Source organism: Desulfosarcina ovata subsp. ovata, from assembly GCF_009689005.1.
Taxonomy (GTDB): Bacteria; Desulfobacterota; Desulfobacteria; order Desulfobacterales; family Desulfosarcinaceae; genus Desulfosarcina; species Desulfosarcina ovata.
On the sequence record NZ_AP021879.1, the window covers coordinates 709,783 to 729,850 of the forward strand.

At 56.5% G+C, this 20,068-nt stretch carries 17 protein-coding genes, 1 tRNA gene and 1 other RNA gene; 9 read left to right on the forward strand and 10 right to left on the reverse strand.

Annotated elements, in window-relative coordinates; all coding sequences use genetic code 11:
• Positions 1-250: 250 nt before the first annotated feature.
• The 9 genes from hisB to ispD all read left to right on the forward strand — a co-directional run bounded on the left by hisB (position 251) and on the right by ispD (position 9,622).
• Positions 251-838, forward strand: coding sequence for an imidazoleglycerol-phosphate dehydratase HisB (hisB, locus tag GN112_RS03150; protein WP_155308901.1), 588 nt, complete (start codon positions 251-253; stop codon positions 836-838).
• Between the two features lie 333 nt (positions 839-1,171).
• Positions 1,172-2,989: a DNA primase gene (dnaG, locus tag GN112_RS03155; RefSeq protein ID WP_162458754.1), complete on the forward strand. Its 1,818-nt coding sequence runs from the start codon at positions 1,172-1,174 to the stop codon at positions 2,987-2,989.
• A 109-nt stretch (positions 2,990-3,098) separates the two neighbouring features.
• Complete coding sequence (gene rpoD, locus GN112_RS03160) at positions 3,099-4,961, forward strand: RNA polymerase sigma factor RpoD (RefSeq protein WP_155308903.1); 1,863 nt, start codon at positions 3,099-3,101, stop codon at positions 4,959-4,961.
• Between the two features lie 85 nt (positions 4,962-5,046).
• Positions 5,047-5,119 (forward strand) — tRNA-Ile (locus tag GN112_RS03165).
• Entirely contained in the window at positions 5,111-6,397 is a 1,287-nt protein-coding gene (locus GN112_RS03170; RefSeq protein WP_155308904.1) for a Nif3-like dinuclear metal center hexameric protein, read from the forward strand. Before GN112_RS03165 ends, GN112_RS03170 begins: the two co-directional genes overlap by 9 nt.
• Before the next feature lie 25 nt (positions 6,398-6,422).
• Entirely contained in the window at positions 6,423-7,148 is a 726-nt protein-coding gene (locus GN112_RS03175; protein ID WP_155308905.1) for a zinc ribbon domain-containing protein, read from the forward strand.
• A gap of 5 nt (positions 7,149-7,153) precedes the next feature.
• Positions 7,154-7,532, forward strand: an RNA gene (gene rnpB / locus GN112_RS03180) — RNase P RNA component class A.
• A gap of 69 nt (positions 7,533-7,601) precedes the next feature.
• On the forward strand, positions 7,602-8,906 hold the full coding sequence (locus tag GN112_RS03185) for an HPr family phosphocarrier protein (RefSeq protein ID WP_155308906.1): 1,305 nt from the start codon (positions 7,602-7,604) through the stop codon (positions 8,904-8,906).
• Complete coding sequence (gene ispD, locus GN112_RS03190) at positions 8,903-9,622, forward strand: 2-C-methyl-D-erythritol 4-phosphate cytidylyltransferase (RefSeq protein ID WP_155308907.1); 720 nt, start codon at positions 8,903-8,905, stop codon at positions 9,620-9,622. The genes GN112_RS03185 and ispD overlap by 4 nt, the downstream gene beginning before the upstream one ends.
• Before the next feature lie 6 nt (positions 9,623-9,628).
• Here the strand turns inward: ispD and GN112_RS03195 are convergent, their stop codons facing one another.
• The 10 genes from GN112_RS03195 to gspN form a co-directional block, all read right to left on the reverse strand.
• Complete coding sequence (locus tag GN112_RS03195) at positions 9,629-10,639, reverse strand: gluconeogenesis factor YvcK family protein (RefSeq protein ID WP_155308908.1); 1,011 nt, start codon at positions 10,637-10,639, stop codon at positions 9,629-9,631.
• Between the two features lie 32 nt (positions 10,640-10,671).
• Positions 10,672-11,856 (reverse strand): DUF2786 domain-containing protein, encoded by a 1,185-nt coding sequence (locus GN112_RS03200; protein WP_155308909.1) that lies wholly within the window; start codon positions 11,854-11,856, stop codon positions 10,672-10,674.
• A 31-nt stretch (positions 11,857-11,887) separates the two neighbouring features.
• A complete protein-coding gene (rpe, locus tag GN112_RS03205) occupies positions 11,888-12,538 on the reverse strand; it encodes a ribulose-phosphate 3-epimerase (protein WP_155308910.1) in 651 nt (216 codons plus the stop codon).
• Between the two features lie 30 nt (positions 12,539-12,568).
• Entirely contained in the window at positions 12,569-12,724 is a 156-nt protein-coding gene (locus tag GN112_RS03210; protein WP_155308911.1) for a hypothetical protein, read from the reverse strand.
• Between the two features lie 167 nt (positions 12,725-12,891).
• Positions 12,892-13,824: a tetratricopeptide repeat protein gene (locus GN112_RS03215; RefSeq protein WP_162458755.1), complete on the reverse strand. Its 933-nt coding sequence runs from the start codon at positions 13,822-13,824 to the stop codon at positions 12,892-12,894.
• Positions 13,825-13,841: 17 nt separating this feature from the next.
• Positions 13,842-14,204, reverse strand: coding sequence for a membrane protein insertion efficiency factor YidD (yidD, locus tag GN112_RS03220; protein WP_155308913.1), 363 nt, complete (start codon positions 14,202-14,204; stop codon positions 13,842-13,844).
• Positions 14,205-14,251: 47 nt separating this feature from the next.
• The gene (gene gspE / locus GN112_RS03225; protein WP_155308914.1) at positions 14,252-15,973 is read right to left on the reverse strand and encodes a type II secretion system ATPase GspE; all 1,722 of its coding nucleotides are present in this window, start codon (positions 15,971-15,973) and stop codon (positions 14,252-14,254) included.
• Positions 15,970-18,258, reverse strand: coding sequence for a type II secretion system secretin GspD (gspD, locus tag GN112_RS03230; RefSeq protein ID WP_155308915.1), 2,289 nt, complete (start codon positions 18,256-18,258; stop codon positions 15,970-15,972). The genes gspE and gspD overlap by 4 nt, the downstream gene beginning before the upstream one ends.
• A 55-nt stretch (positions 18,259-18,313) precedes the next feature.
• The gene (gene gspC / locus GN112_RS03235; protein WP_155308916.1) at positions 18,314-19,189 is read right to left on the reverse strand and encodes a type II secretion system protein GspC; all 876 of its coding nucleotides are present in this window, start codon (positions 19,187-19,189) and stop codon (positions 18,314-18,316) included.
• Positions 19,190-19,193: 4 nt separating this feature from the next.
• A complete protein-coding gene (gene gspN, locus GN112_RS03240; RefSeq protein ID WP_155308917.1) occupies positions 19,194-20,063 on the reverse strand; it encodes a type II secretion system protein GspN in 870 nt (289 codons plus the stop codon).
• Positions 20,064-20,068: the final 5 nt, after the last annotated feature.

The following is a 20,068-nucleotide window of genomic DNA, read 5'->3' on the forward strand; positions in this document are numbered from 1 at the left end:
CGGGTCCGATTCCTTCGGTTGGGTTCGTTGTGAATACCGATTGTAAATGGCACAGCGGCGCGAATGCCCGCAGCCTTGCCATCTATCCATTGGGGCACTTCAATTGCAAGCTCTTTTTATGATCAGAAATTTTAGAAGCGCTTGCTTTTATTTGAATTTCAGGATAATAAAAGTCATTTGAAATGTCATCCGGATTACCGCAAAATCCCAAATTCACCTACGCCATCTGGTCCCAGAAGGAGACAGCCCCATGGCCCGGACGTGTCGCATTGAACGGAAAACCGCAGAAACCCGGATTGAAGCCAAACTGAACCTTGACGGTCAGGGGGTCGCCTCAATCCAAACCGGGATCGGTTTCTTCGATCACATGCTGACCCTGTTTTGCGTCCACGGCCGCTTTGATCTGGAGATTAAGGCCAGAGGTGATCTCGATGTTGATTTTCATCACACCGTGGAGGACGTCGGTCTGGTCCTGGGCGATGCCGTATCCAAGGCCTTGGGAGATCGCGCCGGCATTCGCCGTTACGGGTTTGCCGTGACCCCCATGGACGAGACCCTTGGCGAAGTGGCCATCGATCTTTCCAACCGCCCTTTTCTGGTCTGTCATCTGCCGCCGGCAATAGAACCACAAGGGGCCTTTGACCGGGGACTGGCCAAAGAATTTTTGCGGGCATTCTCAGTAAGAGGAGGCATGAACCTTCACGTCACCGTCAGGTATGGTGAAAATGAGCACCACATTCTCGAATCGGTCTATAAATCCCTAGGCCGGGCCCTCAACCAGGCCGTATTTATCGATACGGGTCAACAGGGGGTGCGTTCCTCCAAGGGCGTGCTTTGAGGCGCAACACGCGTTGGCGGATTGCTTTCGTTGACAGATCGGATGCTCACTTTTTGCCCTGTACCCATTTCGATACGAAAGCGGATTGCTTATTTCGATCCTTATTTTATAAAACCACCCTCAATAACTTGACAAACTGCCGACCACCGTTTAGATTAGAAAATTTAAAAAAAGGTATCCTTATGGTTCCGATAGACAAAAGTGCGGCCCAGTTGTTCAGGCAAATTTGTCACCATCGATCCGGCCCATGACCTTCTCTTTTGGATTTGAAACGGTCTGGGTCCTACCGGAATACGACTGAACCCGAATCCATCACCATGGGGGCGGCTTTTCTTGGCGGCATACATTCCCGACGATAAAATTGAAGCGATTAAAAGTACCTGTGATATTGTGGAAGTCATATCGGAATCGGTCTCTCTGCGTCGGGCGGGACGCAACTATTTAGGACTATGCCCTTTTCACGCCGAAAAGACCCCCTCTTTTACCGTCAGTCCGGAAAAACAGATCTTTTACTGTTTTGGCTGTGGTGCCGGCGGCAATGTGTTCAGTTTCCTGATGAAACAGGATGGGCTGACCTTCCCCGAGGCTGCCCGAACACTGGCCCGGCGTTGTGGGATCGACCTTCCCAGCCGTAAACTTTCTCCATTCGAGAAAAAAAAGTTGACGGAACGGGAAATGATACTAACGCTTAACGGCGAGGCCATGGCGTTTTTCCGCAGTTGCCTTTTTTCGGAAAAAGGCCGGGAAGCCATGGAGTACCTGTTGAAAAGGGGGATGACCCGCAAAACAATCGAGGACTTTAACCTGGGGTATGCACTCGATGGTTGGGATCACCTGTTGCGCCAATTTCGATCCAGTCGTAAACCGGTTCAGACGGCGCTTGCTGCCGGCCTGATTATCCCCCGGAAAAAAGGGGATGGCTACTACGACCGTTTTCGCAACCGGATCGTTTTTCCTATTTCCAACGCCCAGGCCCAGACCATCGGATTCGGCGGACGGGTAATGGATGATGCTTTGCCCAAATATCTGAACAGCCCGGAAACGCCGGTATACAACAAGAGCCGTTCACTATACGGTCTGGATCGTGCCCGCACGAAAAGCCGTGAGACGGAGACGATCTACGTGGTCGAGGGCTATTTCGACCGTCTGGCCATGCATCAGTTCGGATTCGAAAATACGGTGGCCACCCTGGGCACATCGCTGACGGCCGATCATGTTCGGATTCTCAAAGGCTTTGTCGGTGAGGGAGGGCGCGCGATTCTGGTTTACGATTCGGACCAGGCGGGAATCAAAGCGGCCCAGCGCAGCGTGGCGGTTTTTCAGAAAGGCCTTCTGGAGGCTCGAATCCTGGTGTTGCCCGAGGGATATGACCCGGATTCGTTTCTCATGGCCCACGGCCCCGATGAATTCCGAAAGGTCGCAGAAAATGCCATGGGAATGATCGCCTTTATGGTCGAATCCGCCGTCGAAAAATATGGGCTGAGTATTGACGGAAAAGTCCGTATCGTCAACGATCTGCGGGTGGCCATCCGGGCGGTTGCCGATCCGGTGGCCCGATCCCTGCAGGTCAAACATCTGGCCGAGCGGATTGGCGTGGACGAAACGGTGATTCTGCAGAAGGTCCGCCAGGCTGGCGGTTCACCGGCAAGGAACGATCGCCGGCCAAGCGGACGCCCGGACCGTGCTTCCGTTGCGACTCCGGCCCACCCGGCCCGCGGAAACGGATGGAGACTTGAGCGGCAGGTGGTGACCATGATGCTTCAGTTCCCGGAAATGATTGCCGATATAAGCGAGCGGCGACTGCTGGATCATTTCAGCGACCCCCTTCTGGCGGATATCGGACGCGGTATTATCGAGTATTATAACCAAACGGGCGGCGATGTTGCCGGACTGGTCTCCCGTTGGGAGGATGCAGAAAAAAAAGCGTTGATCGCGCGGCTCGCCTTGAGCGACGAGCATTGGGATCGCAGTGGTTGCACGAATCTGATCAACCAGTTCGAAAGCAGCATTCGGCGCCATGACAAGGAATTGGTAAAACGGATTGAAGCCGCTGAAAAAAGTGGTGATATTAATCTACTGGCCGAACTGTTGCAGAAAAAGCAGCATCAGGCCCGAAAAACGATGCAAAGGCGAAGCGGCCCATCCCCATAACGGCTGTCCACCGCCGCTGACGGAAAACCCAGAGCAATCGACAATCAGGATACCTTGACCCACTTGTGGACGGCAATCGATCCTGTTTTTGTTTCAGGAGGCAAATGGAATGACCAAACAATCCGATGATAAGCGCAAAGCAGCATCCAGCCGGGAGGAGAAAAAGACAGCTCAAAAACCAGTCGAAGCTGCCGGTGATGCCGCGGTCCAGGACGTAAAATCGGAAAAATCAAAACCCTTGAGCAAAAAGAGCAACCAGAAAGCGCTTAAAGCCCTGATTGAGAAAGGCAAGGAACAGGGCTCATTGACCTATGACGAAATCAACGAGGCCCTGCCCAATGAAATGATGTCATCGGAGATGATCGATGACACCTTGATGATGTTCGACGACATGGACATCGAAATCATCGAAAATGAAGACGGGATTCCCGGTAAGGACAGCACGCCTGAAAAAAAAGAGGCCTTGAACAAGGCGGTCTCGGTATCGGATTTTGGATCGGTTACCGATCCGGTAAAAATGTACCTCCGTGAAATGGGTATGGTGACCCTGCTCAGCCGTGAAGGCGAAGTGGAGATTGCCAAGAAAATCGAAGAGGGTGAGCAGGATGTGCTCAAAGCCCTTCTGGAAACCTCATTGGGCGTTAAATACATCCTGGAGTTCGGCGATCTGATCGAAAAGGGGGCGCTTCGCCCCAAACACGTCCTGCGCGATGTGGATGAGGGGGACGCGTATGTGGACGAAATGGTCCAGATCGACAACTTCCTGAATACCATTACCGAAATCCGCAAAGTCGATGAGGAAAACCAGCAGTATCGGGAACGCATGTTCACCGAACAGCTGGATCCCGATGAGGCCCGACGGGTCCGGCGCTGTATCATGCGGCGCAACAACAAGATTTTCGATCTTCTCAAGGGATGGCGGCTGGAAGGTGGCGTGATCGACCGCATCGAAGTACATATCAGACGGCTGATCGACTGGTTCGATGCCCAGAACCGCCTGGTGGCCACAACGGCCGAGGCCATGGGGACCACCATTCGTGAACTGCGCGAAAACATCGAGGAGAAATCGGGGTTTCTGGCCTGGGCACGCGTAAAATCCTCCCTGGACGATACCGCCCTTGGACGCATTTACGATCATCTCAGATCGGTGAGCGACCTTCTGGTGGAAAAGGAGAACGATTTCAAAGCCAACAACCGCAATTTGAAACGGGTCATGGCCAGTGTCGATGAAGGCCGCTTGCGGGCCAAGTTCGCCAAAAGCGAGTTAATCCGGGCCAACCTCAGACTGGTGGTCAGCATCGCCAAAAAATACACCAACCGGGGATTGCAGTTCCTTGATCTGATCCAGGAGGGCAACATCGGTTTGATGAAGGCCGTGGATAAATTCGAATACCGCCGCGGGTATAAATTTTCCACCTATGCCACATGGTGGATCCGGCAGGCCATTACCCGGGCCATAGCCGACCAGGCCCGAACGATCCGCATTCCGGTACATATGATCGAGACCATCAACAAGCTGATTCGTACCTCGCGCTATCTGGTACAGGAGTTCGGCCGCGAACCGCGCCCCGAAGAGATTGCCGAGAAGATGGAAATCCCCATCGACAAGGTCCGTAAGGTGCTCAAAATCGCCAGAGAACCCATCAGTCTGGAAACTCCCATCGGGGAAGAAGAGGACAGCCATCTGGGTGATTTCATCGAAGACAAAAAATTTATGTTGCCTTCCGAAGCGGCAGTCAGCATGAACCTGGCCGAACAGACCCGTAAGGTACTGGCGACCCTTACCCCACGCGAGGAGAAAGTGCTGCGCATGCGTTTTGGGATCGGTGAAAAGGCCGATCATACCCTGGAAGAGGTGGGGCAGGATTTTACCGTCACCCGGGAACGGATCCGTCAGATCGAGGCCAAAGCCCTAAGAAAACTGCGCCATCCCACCCGTAGCCGTAAGCTGAAGAGTTTTATCGACAATTAACGGATATCAAGCCCTATGCAAATCCGTCATTTGCTTGACAAACGATAGGGACAGGGGTAGGTAAACGAGCGTTGCAATTGGATACGGGCCCATAGCTCAGCTGGCAGAGCCACCGGCTCATAACCGGTCGGTCCCTGGTTCGATCCCAGGTGGGCCCACTAAACAACCGTTCCGGCGCCGTTCGTCCCCCCTCCCTGACGTCCGGCGGCCTTGATGGCCGGCATCGGGGCAGAGACGATATGGCGTGGCGAGTTTCGGCGGCCGCGCCTTTTTTGTGCCTGCGGGTAACCATTTTTTTATCGCCAAAAGGGTTGACCATGACCGCTACCGTCGCCCATATCCTACCGATTCTCGAACGTCTGGCACCTTCCCGACTGGCCGAGTCGTGGGACAATGTCGGCCTTCAGATCGGCAGCCTGAACTGGCCGGTAAAACGGATCTGGACGGCCCTGGATCCATTGCCGGAAGTGGTCGAAAAGGCCTGCCAAAACGATGTCGATCTTCTGGTGACGCATCACCCCCTCTTCTTCAAGGCGATCAAACGCATCGATGCCGATTCCCCTGCCGGACGGGTGGCCCAGATGGCACTGGGCCGGAAACTGGCCATCTACAGTGCCCACACCAATCTGGACAGTGTCGCCGGCGGGGTGAACGATGTGCTGGCCGAGCGCGTCGGGTTAACGAACCTTTGCGTGCTGTCCGGGGGGCCGTCAGACGGCATTTGCAAGCTGGTGGTCTTCGTACCGGGCACCCACGTCAAGGAGATACTGGATACGCTTTTCGCGATGGAAGCAGGGCATCTGGGCAACTACACCTGCTGTTCCTTCCGCTGCGACGGGGTCGGTACCTTTCTGCCCGGCCAGGATACATCTCCTGCGTTTGGCAAAGTGGATGCGTTGAACCAGGTTGAGGAAAGTCGCATTGAGATTCTGCTTGCCCGTGCCGACGAGAAACGGGTGGTTTCTGCACTGGAAAAAGTTCACCCATACGAAACCATGGCCTACGATCTCTATCCCGTTTCCCGGTACGACACACAAACCGGGTTGGGGCGGGTGGGGGAGCTTTCCCGGTCCATGTCCCTGGAAGCGTTGACCTCCCGGCTCAAAACGACATTGAATTTGACGACCGCTAAAGTGGTGGGGTCGGCGAGCCCGGCCATCCGGCGCGTCGCGGTATGCTCGGGCAGTGGGGGCAGTCTTCTGGCAGCGGCGGTTGCCGCTGGTGCCCAGGCCTACGTCAGCGGAGACTTGGGCTATCATACGGCCAGGGATGCCCAGCAAGCCGGCATCGCATTGATCGATGTGGGGCACTTTGCTTCCGAACGGCTGATTGTCGATGTGCTGGCAAAGGCCATTGAAACGGCGATTGCCGACGCCGGGGTAAGTGCCACTGTTGCTCCGGCCGATCTGGAAACCGATCCATTTGAATACCTGTAAGCGGCGGAGATAAGGGAAAACAGGCATGGCGACCATTCAGGAACAGATTGAAACGCTCGTTGTATTGCAGGCACTGGAACTGGAGGTAAACGCGGCAGACCGTCAGATCCAGTCCCTCAGGGATGCGGCTGCAGCCCTGGACCGGGCGGCCGTTGAACGGGAGTCTCTGGTTGCGGGTGAAAAGGAGCGTCTCTTGACCCTTCAAAAGAGCTATCGGGAGCTTGAGGCCGAGTTCAAGGTCAATGCCGGGATGGTGGAGAAAAGCAACGTAAAGCTTGGAGCGGTCAAAACCAACAAGGAATACCAGTCGACCCTCAAAGAGATCGAAGAAATCGAGAAAAAGAACTCCGCCATTGAAGATCGTATGATTGAGCAACTGGATGCCATCGAATCCCAGGAGATCGCGGTCAAGGAGAGCCAGGCGCAACTGGACAGTTTTCTTGTCAGCTGCCGGGAAAAAAGAGAGGATGCCGAAACGCGGATTCAACAGATCCGTCAGACGGTTGCCGACCTGAATGAAAAAATAGTCCAGGTGAAGACGGCCGCTGATCCGAAATGTATCGCCGTTTTGGATGCGGTCAAGAAAAAAGTTCGTGGCATGGCGGTGGTGGCAGCGGAGCGTGAGATCTGCACGGGGTGTCACATGAACATTCCCGCGCAGTTGTTTAACGAGCTTTTGCGCTTTGACGAACTGCGTTTCTGTCCCCATTGCCACCGAATTATTTACTGGAAAGAAAAGGAGATCGAATAGCGGTCGGAGTAGAACAGACGATCGCTGGTTCCGCCTTGGCGGGGCTGGAGGAAAGTCCGAACACCACAGGGCAGGGTGCTCCATAACGTGGAGTCACGGCGACGTGAAGGCAAGTGCAACAGAAAGCAGACCGCCTCGCTTCCTGGCGGGGTAAGGGTGAAACGGTGCGGTAAGAGCGCACCAGTTCTCCGGGCGACCGGGGAAGCTAGGTAAACCCCACCCGGTGCAAGACCAAATAGGGGAGTGCTTGAGGGCGGCCCGTCCGAGCTCCCGGGTAGGTCGCTAGAGGTGCCGGGCAACCGGCATCCCAGAGGAATGATCGTCGCCTCCGGTGTCGGGTAACCGGCCGGAGGAACAGAATTCGGCTTACGGGCTGCTCCGGCCGCTATTTCGCATCCATCCATATTCAACCATACTCAGTTGACTCATCCCGATTGACGAATGGAGCCCATCGTGAACGATCCCTATTGTGACATTTCCTTTTCCGAAAAAGTCCGCATCTTCTCATCGGACTATCTTAAATGCTGCATCTACATTTCAAAATCCAATACGCCGGAACATGTGTTCACCAAAAAGCTCTATTCCAAGCTGATCAGCACCTCCCAGGTGCTGGAAGATTTTCTCGATTTTCACGGTGCCAAAAACAGCGAGGACTGGTACCTGTACCGGGAAGTGTGCGCCACGGTCAGGCACCTCAGCCTGGGGGCCTATTGTCAGAAACACATTCTGAATCGAATGGTATTCTACGACATCCCTGACACGGATGCTTTCCGCGAGCAGGGTGACAAGACCATGATTTTTCTCAACGACGTCCTGCGCAACCTGGCGCCGGTGATCATTGACGAGGCGGCCCGGCTGAACATTGCCATGCCGGTCGATGGCTTCGGCGCCGAGGATTTTCCGGGCATCACGACTGGAGAAATGCTGAAATACGACATTGACGACGATGCCAAGGAGGTTCAAAAACGCAATATCGTCAAGATCGCCAGTGAATTTCTCTCCATCGCCAAAAGCTTCGATCCCATGGGATTTTATGAGCCCTACAATTACGAAGAGATGACCGCCATGGTGCCGGGAAAAGTGGACGAAGTCGAGATCCGCCGTTTCGAGATGCTGGTGCACAACCTGCAGTCGTCCTTCGACACCTACGTGATCCATGGTGGTTTCCGTTTTGGCGACCGCAAGCTCAAATCGCTGAGAAGTTATTTTTCGGTGGTATTTCATCTCCTGCAGATGATGGGTCGTCTGCTCCATTTTTACGAGCGTCATCTGTGTGATGCCGGTTATAAAAACACCTACAAACGGGTCCAGGAGAAACTGGCCTCCCTGGTGGACCCAACAGTCCTTTTGGATCGGACCATCAACTACGGCCTGTATTACGCCTGCCACTATCTTCACACGGGCAAAAAGCTGGCCAAGGAGATCCTCAACGAAAACATCGAACGATCCACCATCACCGTCGGCATTCCTGTCAAGCTGGGATTTCACAGCCGGCCCAGCCTGATGGTGGCCAAAATTGTTCAGCATTTTGGGGGGCAGGTGGAACTGGTGGTGGGAGAAGACCGCTTCGATGCCAGCAGCGTGCTGGACATCCAATGGGCCGGTGGAAAAATCCAGAAGGAAAACATCAGCGATGTCGTTTTCGATGGCGATACCCGCGCCCTGGACCACATCGAAATCCTGGCCGGTGTCAATTACGGTGAAGACACCATGGGAAAAGGTGTGCCCCTTCCGTCGGAGCTGAGCTACCTGCGATGATTGCCGCCGTGATCGTTGCCGGGGGAAGCGGACGGCGCATGCAGGCGACGGTGAGAAAACAGTACCTTGAGCTGGATGAACAGCCCATTCTGGCCCATACCTTGGCAGCCTTTGATCGCTGCACCACCCTGGATACCCTGGTGCTGGTGGTGCCGGAAGATGATCTTGGCTGGTGCCGCGGTCACATCCTTGCTCCGCTTGACCTCGCTCACGACGTCTGCCTGGTCAAAGGTGGCCTGTCCCGTCAGGAATCGGTCGCCAACGGTCTGGCGGCCCTGGCAGCCGATGAGGGGATCGTCATGATTCATGATGGCGTGCGGCCGTTTGTGCGCCAGCGCCTCATCCGGGCCGTGATGGCGGGCGTTTCTCCCACCGGGGCCTGCATCCCGGCCATTCCCGCCACGGACACCCTGAAACAGGTTGGCGGAAACGGAATGATCGTCGGCACCTTGGACCGCCGGACGATCCAGCTCGCCCAGACCCCCCAGATGTTTTCACTGGTGCTGATTCGCAACGCTCACCGCATCGCCGTCGACAAAGGCTTTGTCGCCACCGATGACGCGTCTGTGGCCGAATTTGCCGGTGAGCGGGTGCGCGTTGTTCCCGGCGATCGCGACAATATCAAAATCACGACGCCCGACGACCTGATCCTCGCCCGGGCCATTCTGGCCGGTTGGAATGAAAACGGTGGGTCTGCCGAGTCCGTTCAGGGATGACATCATTCAATCCTGATCCACGACTTCCATTCCGGCGATAATCCGTAGAATCACTCCGGCCAGTTTGGTGGAATCGTGGCGGATAATATCACCCGAGGTCTCCAGAAGATCCTCCAGAATCATCGCGCATCCGGCTTCGGGAAAGCCGATGTCCACAAAATCGGATTTCTGTTTGCGGTAAAGGTCGAGCAGACGGTCGTCCGGGCGCTTGGCATTGACAATCGCAGCCGTAATTTTACGGCCGGTAAAGCCCTCTATTGTAGCGATGAAGTCACAGGCCTGAAAATGGTTGGTCTCCCCGTATTTGGTCATGATATTGACCACATGGTACATGGGCGCGGTCACCTGGATCAATTTTTCGCGCATGCCGGGAACGATAAGGTTGGGGACGATGCTGGTGAACAGGTCCCCCGGCCCGAGAATGATGATGTCCGCATTTTCAATGGCTTTCAGCACCGGCGGATAGACGGTGATGGCATCGCTGTGGTGGGGGACCAGATAGACATCCCGGATGGTTTCGCGCTGGTGTCCGCGGGGCATGTCAATGGCGCTCTCGCCGAAGATGCGGCTGCCGTCGCTCAGTTCAGCTACCAGGGTGGCCCGGTCGATGGTCACCGGTAAAATCGTGCCACGCACATCCAGAATTTCGGCCAGGGCCTGAACGCCGGCAGGAAAACTGCCCGTATACCGGGAGAGCATGGTCAGCAGCATGTTTCCGGCGTTATGGCCTTTCAGACGCCGATCCTTGCTGAAACGTTTTTGAAAGATCGAGCGGGCCGTCTCCTGGTGGGGCGACAGGGCCAGGATGCATTTCAGGATGTCCCCCGGGGGCAGCGTGCCCAGTTCGTCGCGCAAGCGGCCCGTGCTGCCGCCGCTGTCCATCATGGATACCACGGCACTGATGCGGATGTCGTCGATTTTGCGCAGACCGGACAAAAGCGCATACTGACCGCTGCCGCCGCCGATGGTGACCACGTGGAAAGGGGGCTTTCGCCTGCGGTTATCGTTTTTGGTCACACCTCATTCCCCCCTGCGCAAAATAACGAGCGTCAATTCTCCCCCGCCGTTGGTTTGAATTCCAGCCGCAGGTCGCCGGCACATCCTTTTTGGGTGATGCCCTTGGCAATGACCAGTTTCTTGCCGGTTTCCGTCCCATCGGCGAATACCCGGGGATCATGGCCGGGCCCCTGGCGGGAAAATGCGCGCACGCGACGATAGCGCCTGTCCACATATCCCTTCAGGGCCGGGTCGGCCGTGGCGACAGGCAGGTCACTGGGTAAATTCGTGCGAATGCATTGGGCGGCCATATGCAGGGTGCTTTTGAACCCCTCGATAATGCCCACGGCAAAGTCGGTTTTGCGATACCGGTTGAGCCCCTTCTGGCGGCGGTAATCCGTCCAGGCCGAGTCGATATAGCGGCTGACCGCCCCATGCACATATTCGGCAATCTGGACGTTCTTGCGGGTACCGCTGATCTCCAGCACGCGTCCCATTTTGCCCTTGTCCAGTACCCAGGCCTGAATCCATACGCCCTGGACAAAATAGAAGTCCTGCAGCAGCAGGGCCAGGTGATAGGCCTCACGGAAATGGCGCAGGCATGGCGTACCGATGAAGATGCTCACATATGTCTGCGCAGCGCCCTTTTGGATCAGTTCCAGATTGTGTCGGGCAATCAGTTCGTACGCCTTGCGCATGGCGGCCGTGGCCTCGTTGGCGTTGCTGCTCTCGGCCAGGGCCATGAGTTTTCTGACCTTGACGACGATGCGGTCGCGCGTGTCCAGGGGGTCCCCCTGGCGCAGGCGTTCGCTCAAGGGCCGATAATTAGCCGCCGCCGCCGGGTCGGCCCTGAGCCACCCGCAGGCCCTCTGGAACGCGGCGCCATGGTCGGTCTCGGCGGTGGCCCGGAGACCTTCGTGGGCCACCTGATGGGCCATTTCGTGCAGCAATACCGCTTTGACATCATCCCAGCGGTGCCGGCTGACCAGTTCCTGGCTCAGGGCAATCTCTCGTCTGGCCGCATGCCAGCTGCCCAACTTGTTCGGCATTTCCCGAATGCCGAAAAGTGGGCGGCGGACCGACTCCCTGAATTCGGCCGGCACCAGCCAACGGGCGTTTTCCCATTCCGCGGCAAGACCCCGCAGGACCTGTCGTTCAAAAGCAGTCTGCAGTGCCGGATCTGCCTGTCCGGCGGCGAGGTAAGCTTTTCCGGGTGATTTTTTTAAGCGGGCGCGCATTCAGGTTCCATGGTTTTCAGGAGTCACAGTCTCACCAGTTGGCCTTGAGGCGGGTAATGGTCTGACGGTAGTCGTCGCTGCCAAAGATGGCGCTGCCGGCCACAAAGACATCCACCCCGGCCCGGGCAATGCGAGCGATCGTGTCGACATTGACGCCACCGTCGATCTGGATCAGGGTTTGGAGTTCCTGCTGCTGGATCATGGCTTTGAGCTGGGCCACCTTTTCCAGGGATGAGGGAATGAAGGTCTGGCCGCCGAAACCGGGGTTGACGCTCATGATCACGACGAAATCCAAATCGGTCAGAATCCATTTCAGCGATTCCACAGGAGTCGCCGGGTTGAGGGCCACACCGGGCCGGACCCCTTTTTCCCGGATCAGCTGGATCGTCCGGTGCAGGTGGGTGCAGGCCTCCTGATGAACGGCGATGGTATCGGCTCCGGCCGCGGCAAAATCGGCCACATACCGTTCCGGCGATTCGATCATCAGATGCACATCAACGGTCAGGGCCGTGGTTCGCCTGACGGCTTCGACCACCAGGGGGCCCATGGTAATGTTGGGCACATAGCGCCCGTCCATGACATCCACATGAATCCAGTCCGCACCGGCCGCTTCCACCGCACGAATCTCATCCCCCAGTCTGGAAAAATCCGCCGACAGAATCGACGGTGCAATTGCTTTCATGGTACGCTCCTTCTCGCCAGTCGCAGCCCGTTACAGTGCCCATCCACCATTTCCGGATTCCACCAGCCGGACATCGATATAAATAAACACCGTGGGGGTATCATTTTTTGGTAGCAAAAGCCAGATCTCTTGATATCCGCCCCAGGGCGATCGCATTTGGATTGATTTTTGTTTTTTTGGGGCCATGGTCCACTCCTACGCGTGCCAATCGTTTGGTTCTACACCGTTTTCTGTAGGAGCTGGCTATGCCTGCGATCAGATTTTTCTAATCCGGGCTCTAAATGCGATTGCCCTGATATCCGCCCGGCCTTGCGGACGAATGCATGCAGACGAGAGGTGGGTGGAGGCATGGCTTAAAAATCAACATGCAGGCAGATCCGCGCCCCACCGGATGTCGGTGCCACGGAAAGCAACGGCCGCTGTTGCTGGTATATGTGTTGACGAAATTCGATTGCCCGGTCGCGGTTGAACTTGTGCGCACCGGAGACGGCACCAAAAATGTTGCCGGCGTAAAAACCGAATTCCACAAAACTGATGACACCGCCCAGAGCCACCTGATCGTTGTCGAACGCTTCCCAGGCGGCCCAGATCAGACCGGTATTGAGCAAAAAGGCGATGAGGGCGTCCTGGGCTCGGCCGCAGTACAACTGGCCCCCGCCGGGAACGATGGAGAGCATCCCGGCGGTGGTCGGATCCCGAAAGGCGATACGATCACTCTCTGCCAACGTCGATTCCAGCCCCGGCACCCCGAAACGGTCCTGACTGACCGGCCGGATCCGGTCGAAGGCCTCCCCGGCAAGCCGCCAGCGGCCCTGGTCCACATGCAGCCAGCCCAGTTCATAGTGCGCCCGATCGACCACATCCGCCGGGGGGCTCAGGGCAATGAGGTTGTGCAGGTCCAAAATGGCCTGCTCGATCATTCCCTGGCGAGCATGGCAACGGCTGAGCATAAAAAATGCCTCATGCTTCCACGGCGAATCGGTAACGTCTTGCGTACGGGCCTGGAAAACCGTTGCGGCCGCGGCATACCGGCCGGCGTTGAAGTGAGCCATTCCGATTTGATGCTGGGCCTCGACAACGCGACGGTCGGAGGGAAAGAAGTGGATGAAGCGGCTAAACTCGGCAATCGCTTCGTCATGGGCCCCGGCATCGAAACGCGACCGGGCATAGCGGTATTGCGCGTCGGCGTCGATGGTCAAGGGCTCGCTGCCGTGGGCCGGGGCACTCGGCCCGGAAAAGATCATGGCCACAATCGCCGAAAAGTACAGAAAGCGTGTCAGGTTCATGGATAAGTTCATTCCGATCAATGCATCCAGAAATCGTTGTTGGCCACTGGATCGCTACAGCGCCATCCGTTGCGGGTCTTTACCGCCGGGCGGTGCTTCAGCTCGTCACGGCCACAGCGCATCAACCGGTCACAGGCCATGATCCAGCCCATCACAGCCCCGTGACGACGGATGGATTCCATGGCGTAGCTGGAGCACGATGGCGTCATGGGGCAGCGATGCCCGTCGGCACGGGAAAGGAAACGCTGAAAAAAAAGAATCGGTGCGGCTGCCGCCGGCAGAGGCGGCGGATTTTCCGAAAGCACGGGCCGGGCCGGGCCGGCCGAGGCGCAGCCCACCAGCACCATGGCGATAATGATGGCAGAAAACCGTCGTTTCATTTTCCGTTTCCGTGGGCTTCAAGGTGCGGTTTGAGTTTGCGGGGTTACTACTGGGTCACCCGCAACACCTCTTCAATGGTCGTCGCACCGGCCAGCACTTTTTCAATACCGCTTTGACGCAATGTCTTCATGTGCTGCTGCTGGGCCGCCTGCTTGATCTGGGTGGCATCGTAGGTTTTCAGAATCAGGTTTTTCAGCCCTTCATCCAGATGCATGATTTCAAAGATACCGATCCGCCCCCGGTAGCCGGTGTTGAAACACTTCTCACACCCCCTGGCCTGGTAAAGCGTGTTGTTTTTCAACTGCTCCCGGGAAATACCGATACTGTCCAGGATCACGCCCGGTGTGTACGCCGCCTTGCAGTGGTCGCACAACACGCGAACCAGTCGCTGGGCAACAACGGCGACCACCGAAGAGGAGATAAGAAAAGGCTCGACGCCGATGTCCACCAGTCGGGTGATGGCGCTGGCCGAGTCGTTGGTGTGCAGGGTGGAGAAGACCAGGTGGCCGGTCAGGGCCGACTGAACGGCAATGCCGGCGGTTTCCTGGTCACGGATTTCACCGATCAGGATGACATCCGGATCCTGCCGGACAATGGAGCGCAGACCACGGGCGAAGGTGAGGTCGATTTTCGAATTGACCTGGATCTGGCTGATGCCCTTGAGCTGGTATTCCACCGGATCCTCGATGGTGATGATGTTGATGTCCGGCTTGTTGATCGAGGAGAGCACCGAATAGAGCGTCGTTGTCTTACCGCTCCCCGTGGGGCCGGTGACCAGGATGATGCCGTTGGGCAGATGGACCAGTTTGTTGATCAGGTCGAGATCGTCGGGCGGCAGCCCCACCTCTTGGAGATTGAGCACCTCTTCGGACTTGTTGAGCAGGCGCATGACCACTCGTTCACCAAAGGTGGTCGGCAGCGTGGAAACCCGCACATCCACACTCTGGGAGCCCAGTTTAACTTCAATGCGTCCGTCCTGGGGCAGTCGCTTTTCGGCGATGTTGAGCTTGGCCATGACCTTGATGCGCGAAATCAGGGCTGCCTGAATCCATTTGGGCGGGGTGAGCAGATCGTAAAGGATGCCGTCCACCCGATAGCGCACCTTGAAACTGTCCTGGTAAGGTTCGATGTGAATATCACTGGCGCGCGCCTTGACCGATTGAGAAATAATATGGTTGACCAGTTTGATGATGGGCGCATCGCTGGTATCTTCGAGCAGATCCGCGGTATCCTCGATTTCACTGATGATGGTGCTGCCGTCTTCTTCCATGTTCTGGACCAGCTGCTCGGCAGTCCCCTGGCTCATGTCGAAAAGCAGGTTGATGGCGGCAAAAATGGCGCTCTTGGTGGAGATGACCAGGTTGTAACCCGAAAATCCGATCATGCGCGCCAGATCGTCGAGGGGCTGGAATGCGGTCGGGTCGTTGACCGCGATGATGTTGACCATCTCTTCCGGCAGGGGACTGTGGGCACCGGAGGGTACATTCTTGAGGACCAACGGCACCATCGCATGTCGCTTCAGAAAACCGATGGGGGCGCTGCAGGTGCGATCTTCACCGAAACTTTCCAGTGGCAGTTCGGGCCAGAAGGGGATGTCGTACTGTTCGCTCAAGGCATCCAGCAGCTGGGTCTCGGTAATGATCTTGCGGCGCAGCAGAATGTCGGCCAGAGCTTCGCCCTTTTCGCTGCGAATACGAAGCGCCTCGGCGAAATCCTCATCCGAAACACCGTATTTTTGTTTTATGATTTCTTCCAGGGATTTTTTCATGGGTTGCTTTTTATGATCAACGTGTCGGCAAAGCCTTTGGCAGACAAGGCATCCCTCGCCTCTTCGGCACTGATGCGGTCTGCAAATCCACCGATCTGGACCCGATACCAGATCTTGTTGGCCAGCTCGATTTGGGTAACGTGGGCTGGATATCCCATCCGAATCAGCCTTTCCATGGATTCCAGGGCCGATTGTTCATCGGCCACGGACTGAACCTGAAGCCGGTATTCCTCTTCCTGCAGATGACCGGCCGGCGGTTCGGCATCAGGAACAGGACGGACTTCCGGGTCAGACGGAGGCGTTCCCGCCAAAGGTGGCGGCGCATGGTCATCGTCGTCACCCTGATAGAGCTTGATTTTCAGTTCGCGCATTTCATCCATGGTCGATTTTTTGGCATCGGAAACGGCGGCGGCCTCCCTCGGGTTTTCAATCACCTTCGGGGTGATGAAGATAAACAGGTTGGTCTTCTCGTTCCCCTTGGCGCGCGTTTTGAAAAGCCATCCCAGGCCCGGAACGTCCCCCAGGCAGGGGACTTTGTATTCGGTCTGGGAAAAGGTGTCGTCGATCAGCCCGCCGATGACCACCGTACTGCCGTCATTGACCATCACGGTGGTTTCCACGGTACGCTTGAGGGTGGTCGGGCGATAGTCGGTGGTGCCCTCCAGCGACGAGACTTCCAGCGACAGATTCAGCCTCACCATGCGGTCCTTGTTGATCTGCGGCGTGATCTTGAGGGTTTTGCCCACGTCGCGGTATTCGTAGGAGTTGTAGGTGTCGTTGTCGGTGGTCGATGTCGTGGTCTGATAGGGCACATTCTTGCCCACCGTAATGCTGGCTTCTTCATTGTCGGTGGTGAGCAGTTGCGGGGTGGAAAGAATGTTGACGTCGTCGTCTTTTTTATAGGCGTTGACCACGGCGCTGATGCCGGGAAACGTCACATCACCGATGGAGATGCCATCACTCAACATCCCAAGTGAAAATCCCGACGGAAGTACGCCACTGCTTATTGTGTTCAGGTTACTGTCGTCGGTGCTGAATCCACCCCCATAACCGCCCTCGTACTTGTCACCGTCAATTGAAAAGTCATCGCCCACGGCCCACTCCGTACCCAGCTCAAAGCCCTTCTCAGCGTTGACCTCCATGATCAGCGCCTCGATGTAAACCATGCGCCGGGGAATATCGATCTGGCGGATGATCTCCAGCAGGGTGTCGTAGTCATCCCGGCTGGCAGTGATGATCAGGCTGTTGGTGGCTTTGTCGGCAGTGATCTTTACATTTTCGGAGACCACCGGGGCTTTTCTCGCGCCTCCCTCGGATTTCTTCTGCTCTTCGGTGGGCAGGTCTTTAAGCACGGCAACGATCTCTTCGGCCACGGCATACTCCAGGTAGTAGACGTGGATTTTCTCTTTTCCCTTGGGCGTTGCCTGGTCCAGGGTGTCGACCAGGCTGCGGATCCGGTTGGTGTCATCCTCGCTGGCCACGGTGATGATGCTGTTGGTGCGTTCGTCGGCCACGAAGGCGGCATTGCGGTCCGATGACGCAGCGGTTCTTTTTTTGCTCTGACCCTGGGCACTGGTCTTGAACACCGTCTCCAGCAGGCTGACCAGTTTGGCGGCATCGGCGTTGTGGATGGGAAAGATGGTGATTTCACGGCCCACGCCGGGGATGTCGATGGTTTTCAATATTTTCATCAAGCGGGCAATATTGGAATAGTTGTCGGTGACGATCAGGGTGTTGGTCGGTGCGTAGGAAAGGATCACGCTGCTCTTGGAGACCATCGGCGTGAAGAGGCGTTTGACCTCGTCCGGATCGGCGAAACGCAGTGGGATCAGCTGAGTGACAACTTGGTCATTGTCCTGGTCACCCCGGGTGTGGATACGGGTTTCGATGTTTTTGGTGCGTGCATCCGGTGAGGGGATGATCTTGATCAGCTGACCGGTTTCGACAGTGGCAAACCCATGCACTTCGAGGACCGATTCAAAGACCTTGAAGGCTTCGTCAACGGAAATTTTGGAAGGGGAGATGATCGTGACCTTACCCTTGACGCGCTGATCGATAATAAAATTCTTGCCGGTCAATTCGCTGATGAACTTGATGAAGACACTGATGTCCACATTGTTGAAGTCGATGGATACGAAGCGACGGGCGCCATTCGGCGAAGCGGCATCGGAAGATGGCGCTTCCTGGGCAGACAGGCCGGTGGCAAAGAGAAAAAATATCATCCCGGCAACCAACGCAGCCAACGTTCGTTTGGGTTTTGGGATCATTTGGGTTTGAATGGTCATGTGTCTGTTTCCCGTTTCCACCGGCAAAAGGGCGTCCCATGGAGTCCTTGACCGGCTATCTGATTCTGTACTCGATGTTTTTTTCCCGTCCCCGGCGTTTGAGCTGCAGGGAGACCTGGGATGCGGATTTTAGATTGTCGACCAGCCGCAGCGCATCGTCCACCGCCGATATTTCCCGGCCGTCCACGCCGGTGATAACATCGCCATTGCGAAGCCCCATGCGGCGAAAGATGGAGTTGGGTTTGATGCTGGAAAGCGCCAGGCCGGCGGGCATACCATTTTCCATGTGGGGCTGGATCTGAACCTGGGTCATCAGTGAGGCCATGTCCGTCATGGCCTGGTCAATGTAAGCGCGCCTCAGGGAAATGCGCTGTGTCCGTACCGCGCCGGACGACGGGGACGATAATCCGGTACGACCCGGCAAGCGACCGGGGCTGGCGGCGGCGCGGTCGGTTTCCAGTTCCTGCATCTGGAGCATCTCATCCTTCCCGTTGACGGACAGGATCACTTTTTCCCGGTGAATCGCTTTGACGGTTGCGGTCTGAATGGCGTCACCGACGCGGTAGAGATTCTGCTCACGGGCCTTGACATCTTCGATCACCGCGTAGTCACCGTCCACATCGCCCGACACGGTGCCCCACAATTTGAGGTTCAGTTGGGTCTCTTCCAGGGGCTGGGTGCTCTCGGCGGACGGCTGGGAGACGCTTTGTATGCGGGTCTCAAACAGGTTCCGGTCGAGCACGGCCTGATAAGCCGACAGGGGAACGGCGGCGGTATCGTTTTTCCCTCCCCGAAAAACCGGCTCGGCTTGCGAAGGCGGTGTGCGGGTCAGGCGTGTGGCGAGATTTCCGTAGACGCCGTCAACGACAAAATAGGACGACACGGTGATGCAGATCAGATTGATTGCGATAAATATGGCTTTGGGTATCATCCGCCTATCTCATGGACAGATCGGGGTTGTCGATGGTGCCGCGGATCCGAAATGAAATCCCGCGGGTGCCGAGGGTTCGGGTATTGATGAGATCCGGTGCCAGGGATTCCTGAAGCCGGGCCAGCAGTTCGGGCATAGGTTTGGCCGTACCGGTCAGGTTCAGACGGCTGCTTGAAAGGGGATGGCGAACTTCGATGATTCCGCTGATCCGACCCTCGGCCATGGGGCCTTCAAAGGTCAGGGCACTGAGTCGCAGGTTGTTCCGGTTCATCGAAAACTCGGCCTCGGTTTTTTCCATCAGCAGATCGGCAATTCCAAAAAAAGGGGTTTTCAAGTTGATCCGAAGCCTTGCCACGGTCAAACGGCCGTTTGTCATGCCGTCGGGTTCACGAGCCCCGTCATATGTAACGTGGCCTCTCAATTCTCCAACCAGTGAAAAGCTTTCGATTTGTTTGACGGCATCAATCTTCTCCAATTGGATCCGATCCAGATCAGCGTCTATCTTCTGGACTCCCGATGATGTACGATCCGTAATCGTCGTTCGGCCGATGATGCTGCCATCGGCCAGGGATGCCGCAAAACGCAACTGTTTGTCAGGCTGCAGCAGGCTGCGCAGTTCAGGCGTGATGCGGGCCTTATCGATGTGAACGACCCGGTGGCCTGCCTTATCGATGTCCGCGGCATTCATTTTCAGCCCCGGGGGCAGCGTCGGACGGATGTCCGCCGCTGTAATTTTCAGAGCCGGATCGACGGACGCCAGGCGACTTTGCAGGTACGCCGTGACCGTCTGATCGGGAAAAAGCAGGTAAACAAAAAGCACCACTGCCCCGAGGGCATATGCCAGATAGCCGAAAATGGCCTTCATGGAAAGCATGTCAG

What these genes read in the sequence shown, in the direction of transcription:
- GN112_RS03210 (WP_155308911.1), bottom strand. Translation starts at nt 12,724, where the DNA reads ATGGCCCCAAAAAAACAAAAATCAATCCAAATGCGATCGCCCTGGGGC.
- yidD (WP_155308913.1), bottom strand. Translation starts at nt 14,204, where the DNA reads ATGAAACGACGGTTTTCTGCCATCATTATCGCCATGGTGCTGGTGGGC.
- hisB (WP_155308901.1), top strand. Translation starts at nt 251, where the DNA reads ATGGCCCGGACGTGTCGCATTGAACGGAAAACCGCAGAAACCCGGATT.
- GN112_RS03175 (WP_155308905.1), top strand. Translation starts at nt 6,423, where the DNA reads ATGGCGACCATTCAGGAACAGATTGAAACGCTCGTTGTATTGCAGGCA.
- gspC (WP_155308916.1), bottom strand. Translation starts at nt 19,189, where the DNA reads ATGATACCCAAAGCCATATTTATCGCAATCAATCTGATCTGCATCACC.
- gspE (WP_155308914.1), bottom strand. Translation starts at nt 15,973, where the DNA reads ATGAAAAAATCCCTGGAAGAAATCATAAAACAAAAATACGGTGTTTCG.
- rpoD (WP_155308903.1), top strand. Translation starts at nt 3,099, where the DNA reads ATGACCAAACAATCCGATGATAAGCGCAAAGCAGCATCCAGCCGGGAG.
- ispD (WP_155308907.1), top strand. Translation starts at nt 8,903, where the DNA reads ATGATTGCCGCCGTGATCGTTGCCGGGGGAAGCGGACGGCGCATGCAG.
- gspN (WP_155308917.1), bottom strand. Translation starts at nt 20,063, where the DNA reads ATGCTTTCCATGAAGGCCATTTTCGGCTATCTGGCATATGCCCTCGGG.
- GN112_RS03215 (WP_162458755.1), bottom strand. Translation starts at nt 13,824, where the DNA reads ATGAACCTGACACGCTTTCTGTACTTTTCGGCGATTGTGGCCATGATC.
- gspD (WP_155308915.1), bottom strand. Translation starts at nt 18,258, where the DNA reads ATGACCATTCAAACCCAAATGATCCCAAAACCCAAACGAACGTTGGCT.
- GN112_RS03200 (WP_155308909.1), bottom strand. Translation starts at nt 11,856, where the DNA reads ATGCGCGCCCGCTTAAAAAAATCACCCGGAAAAGCTTACCTCGCCGCC.
- rpe (WP_155308910.1), bottom strand. Translation starts at nt 12,538, where the DNA reads ATGAAAGCAATTGCACCGTCGATTCTGTCGGCGGATTTTTCCAGACTG.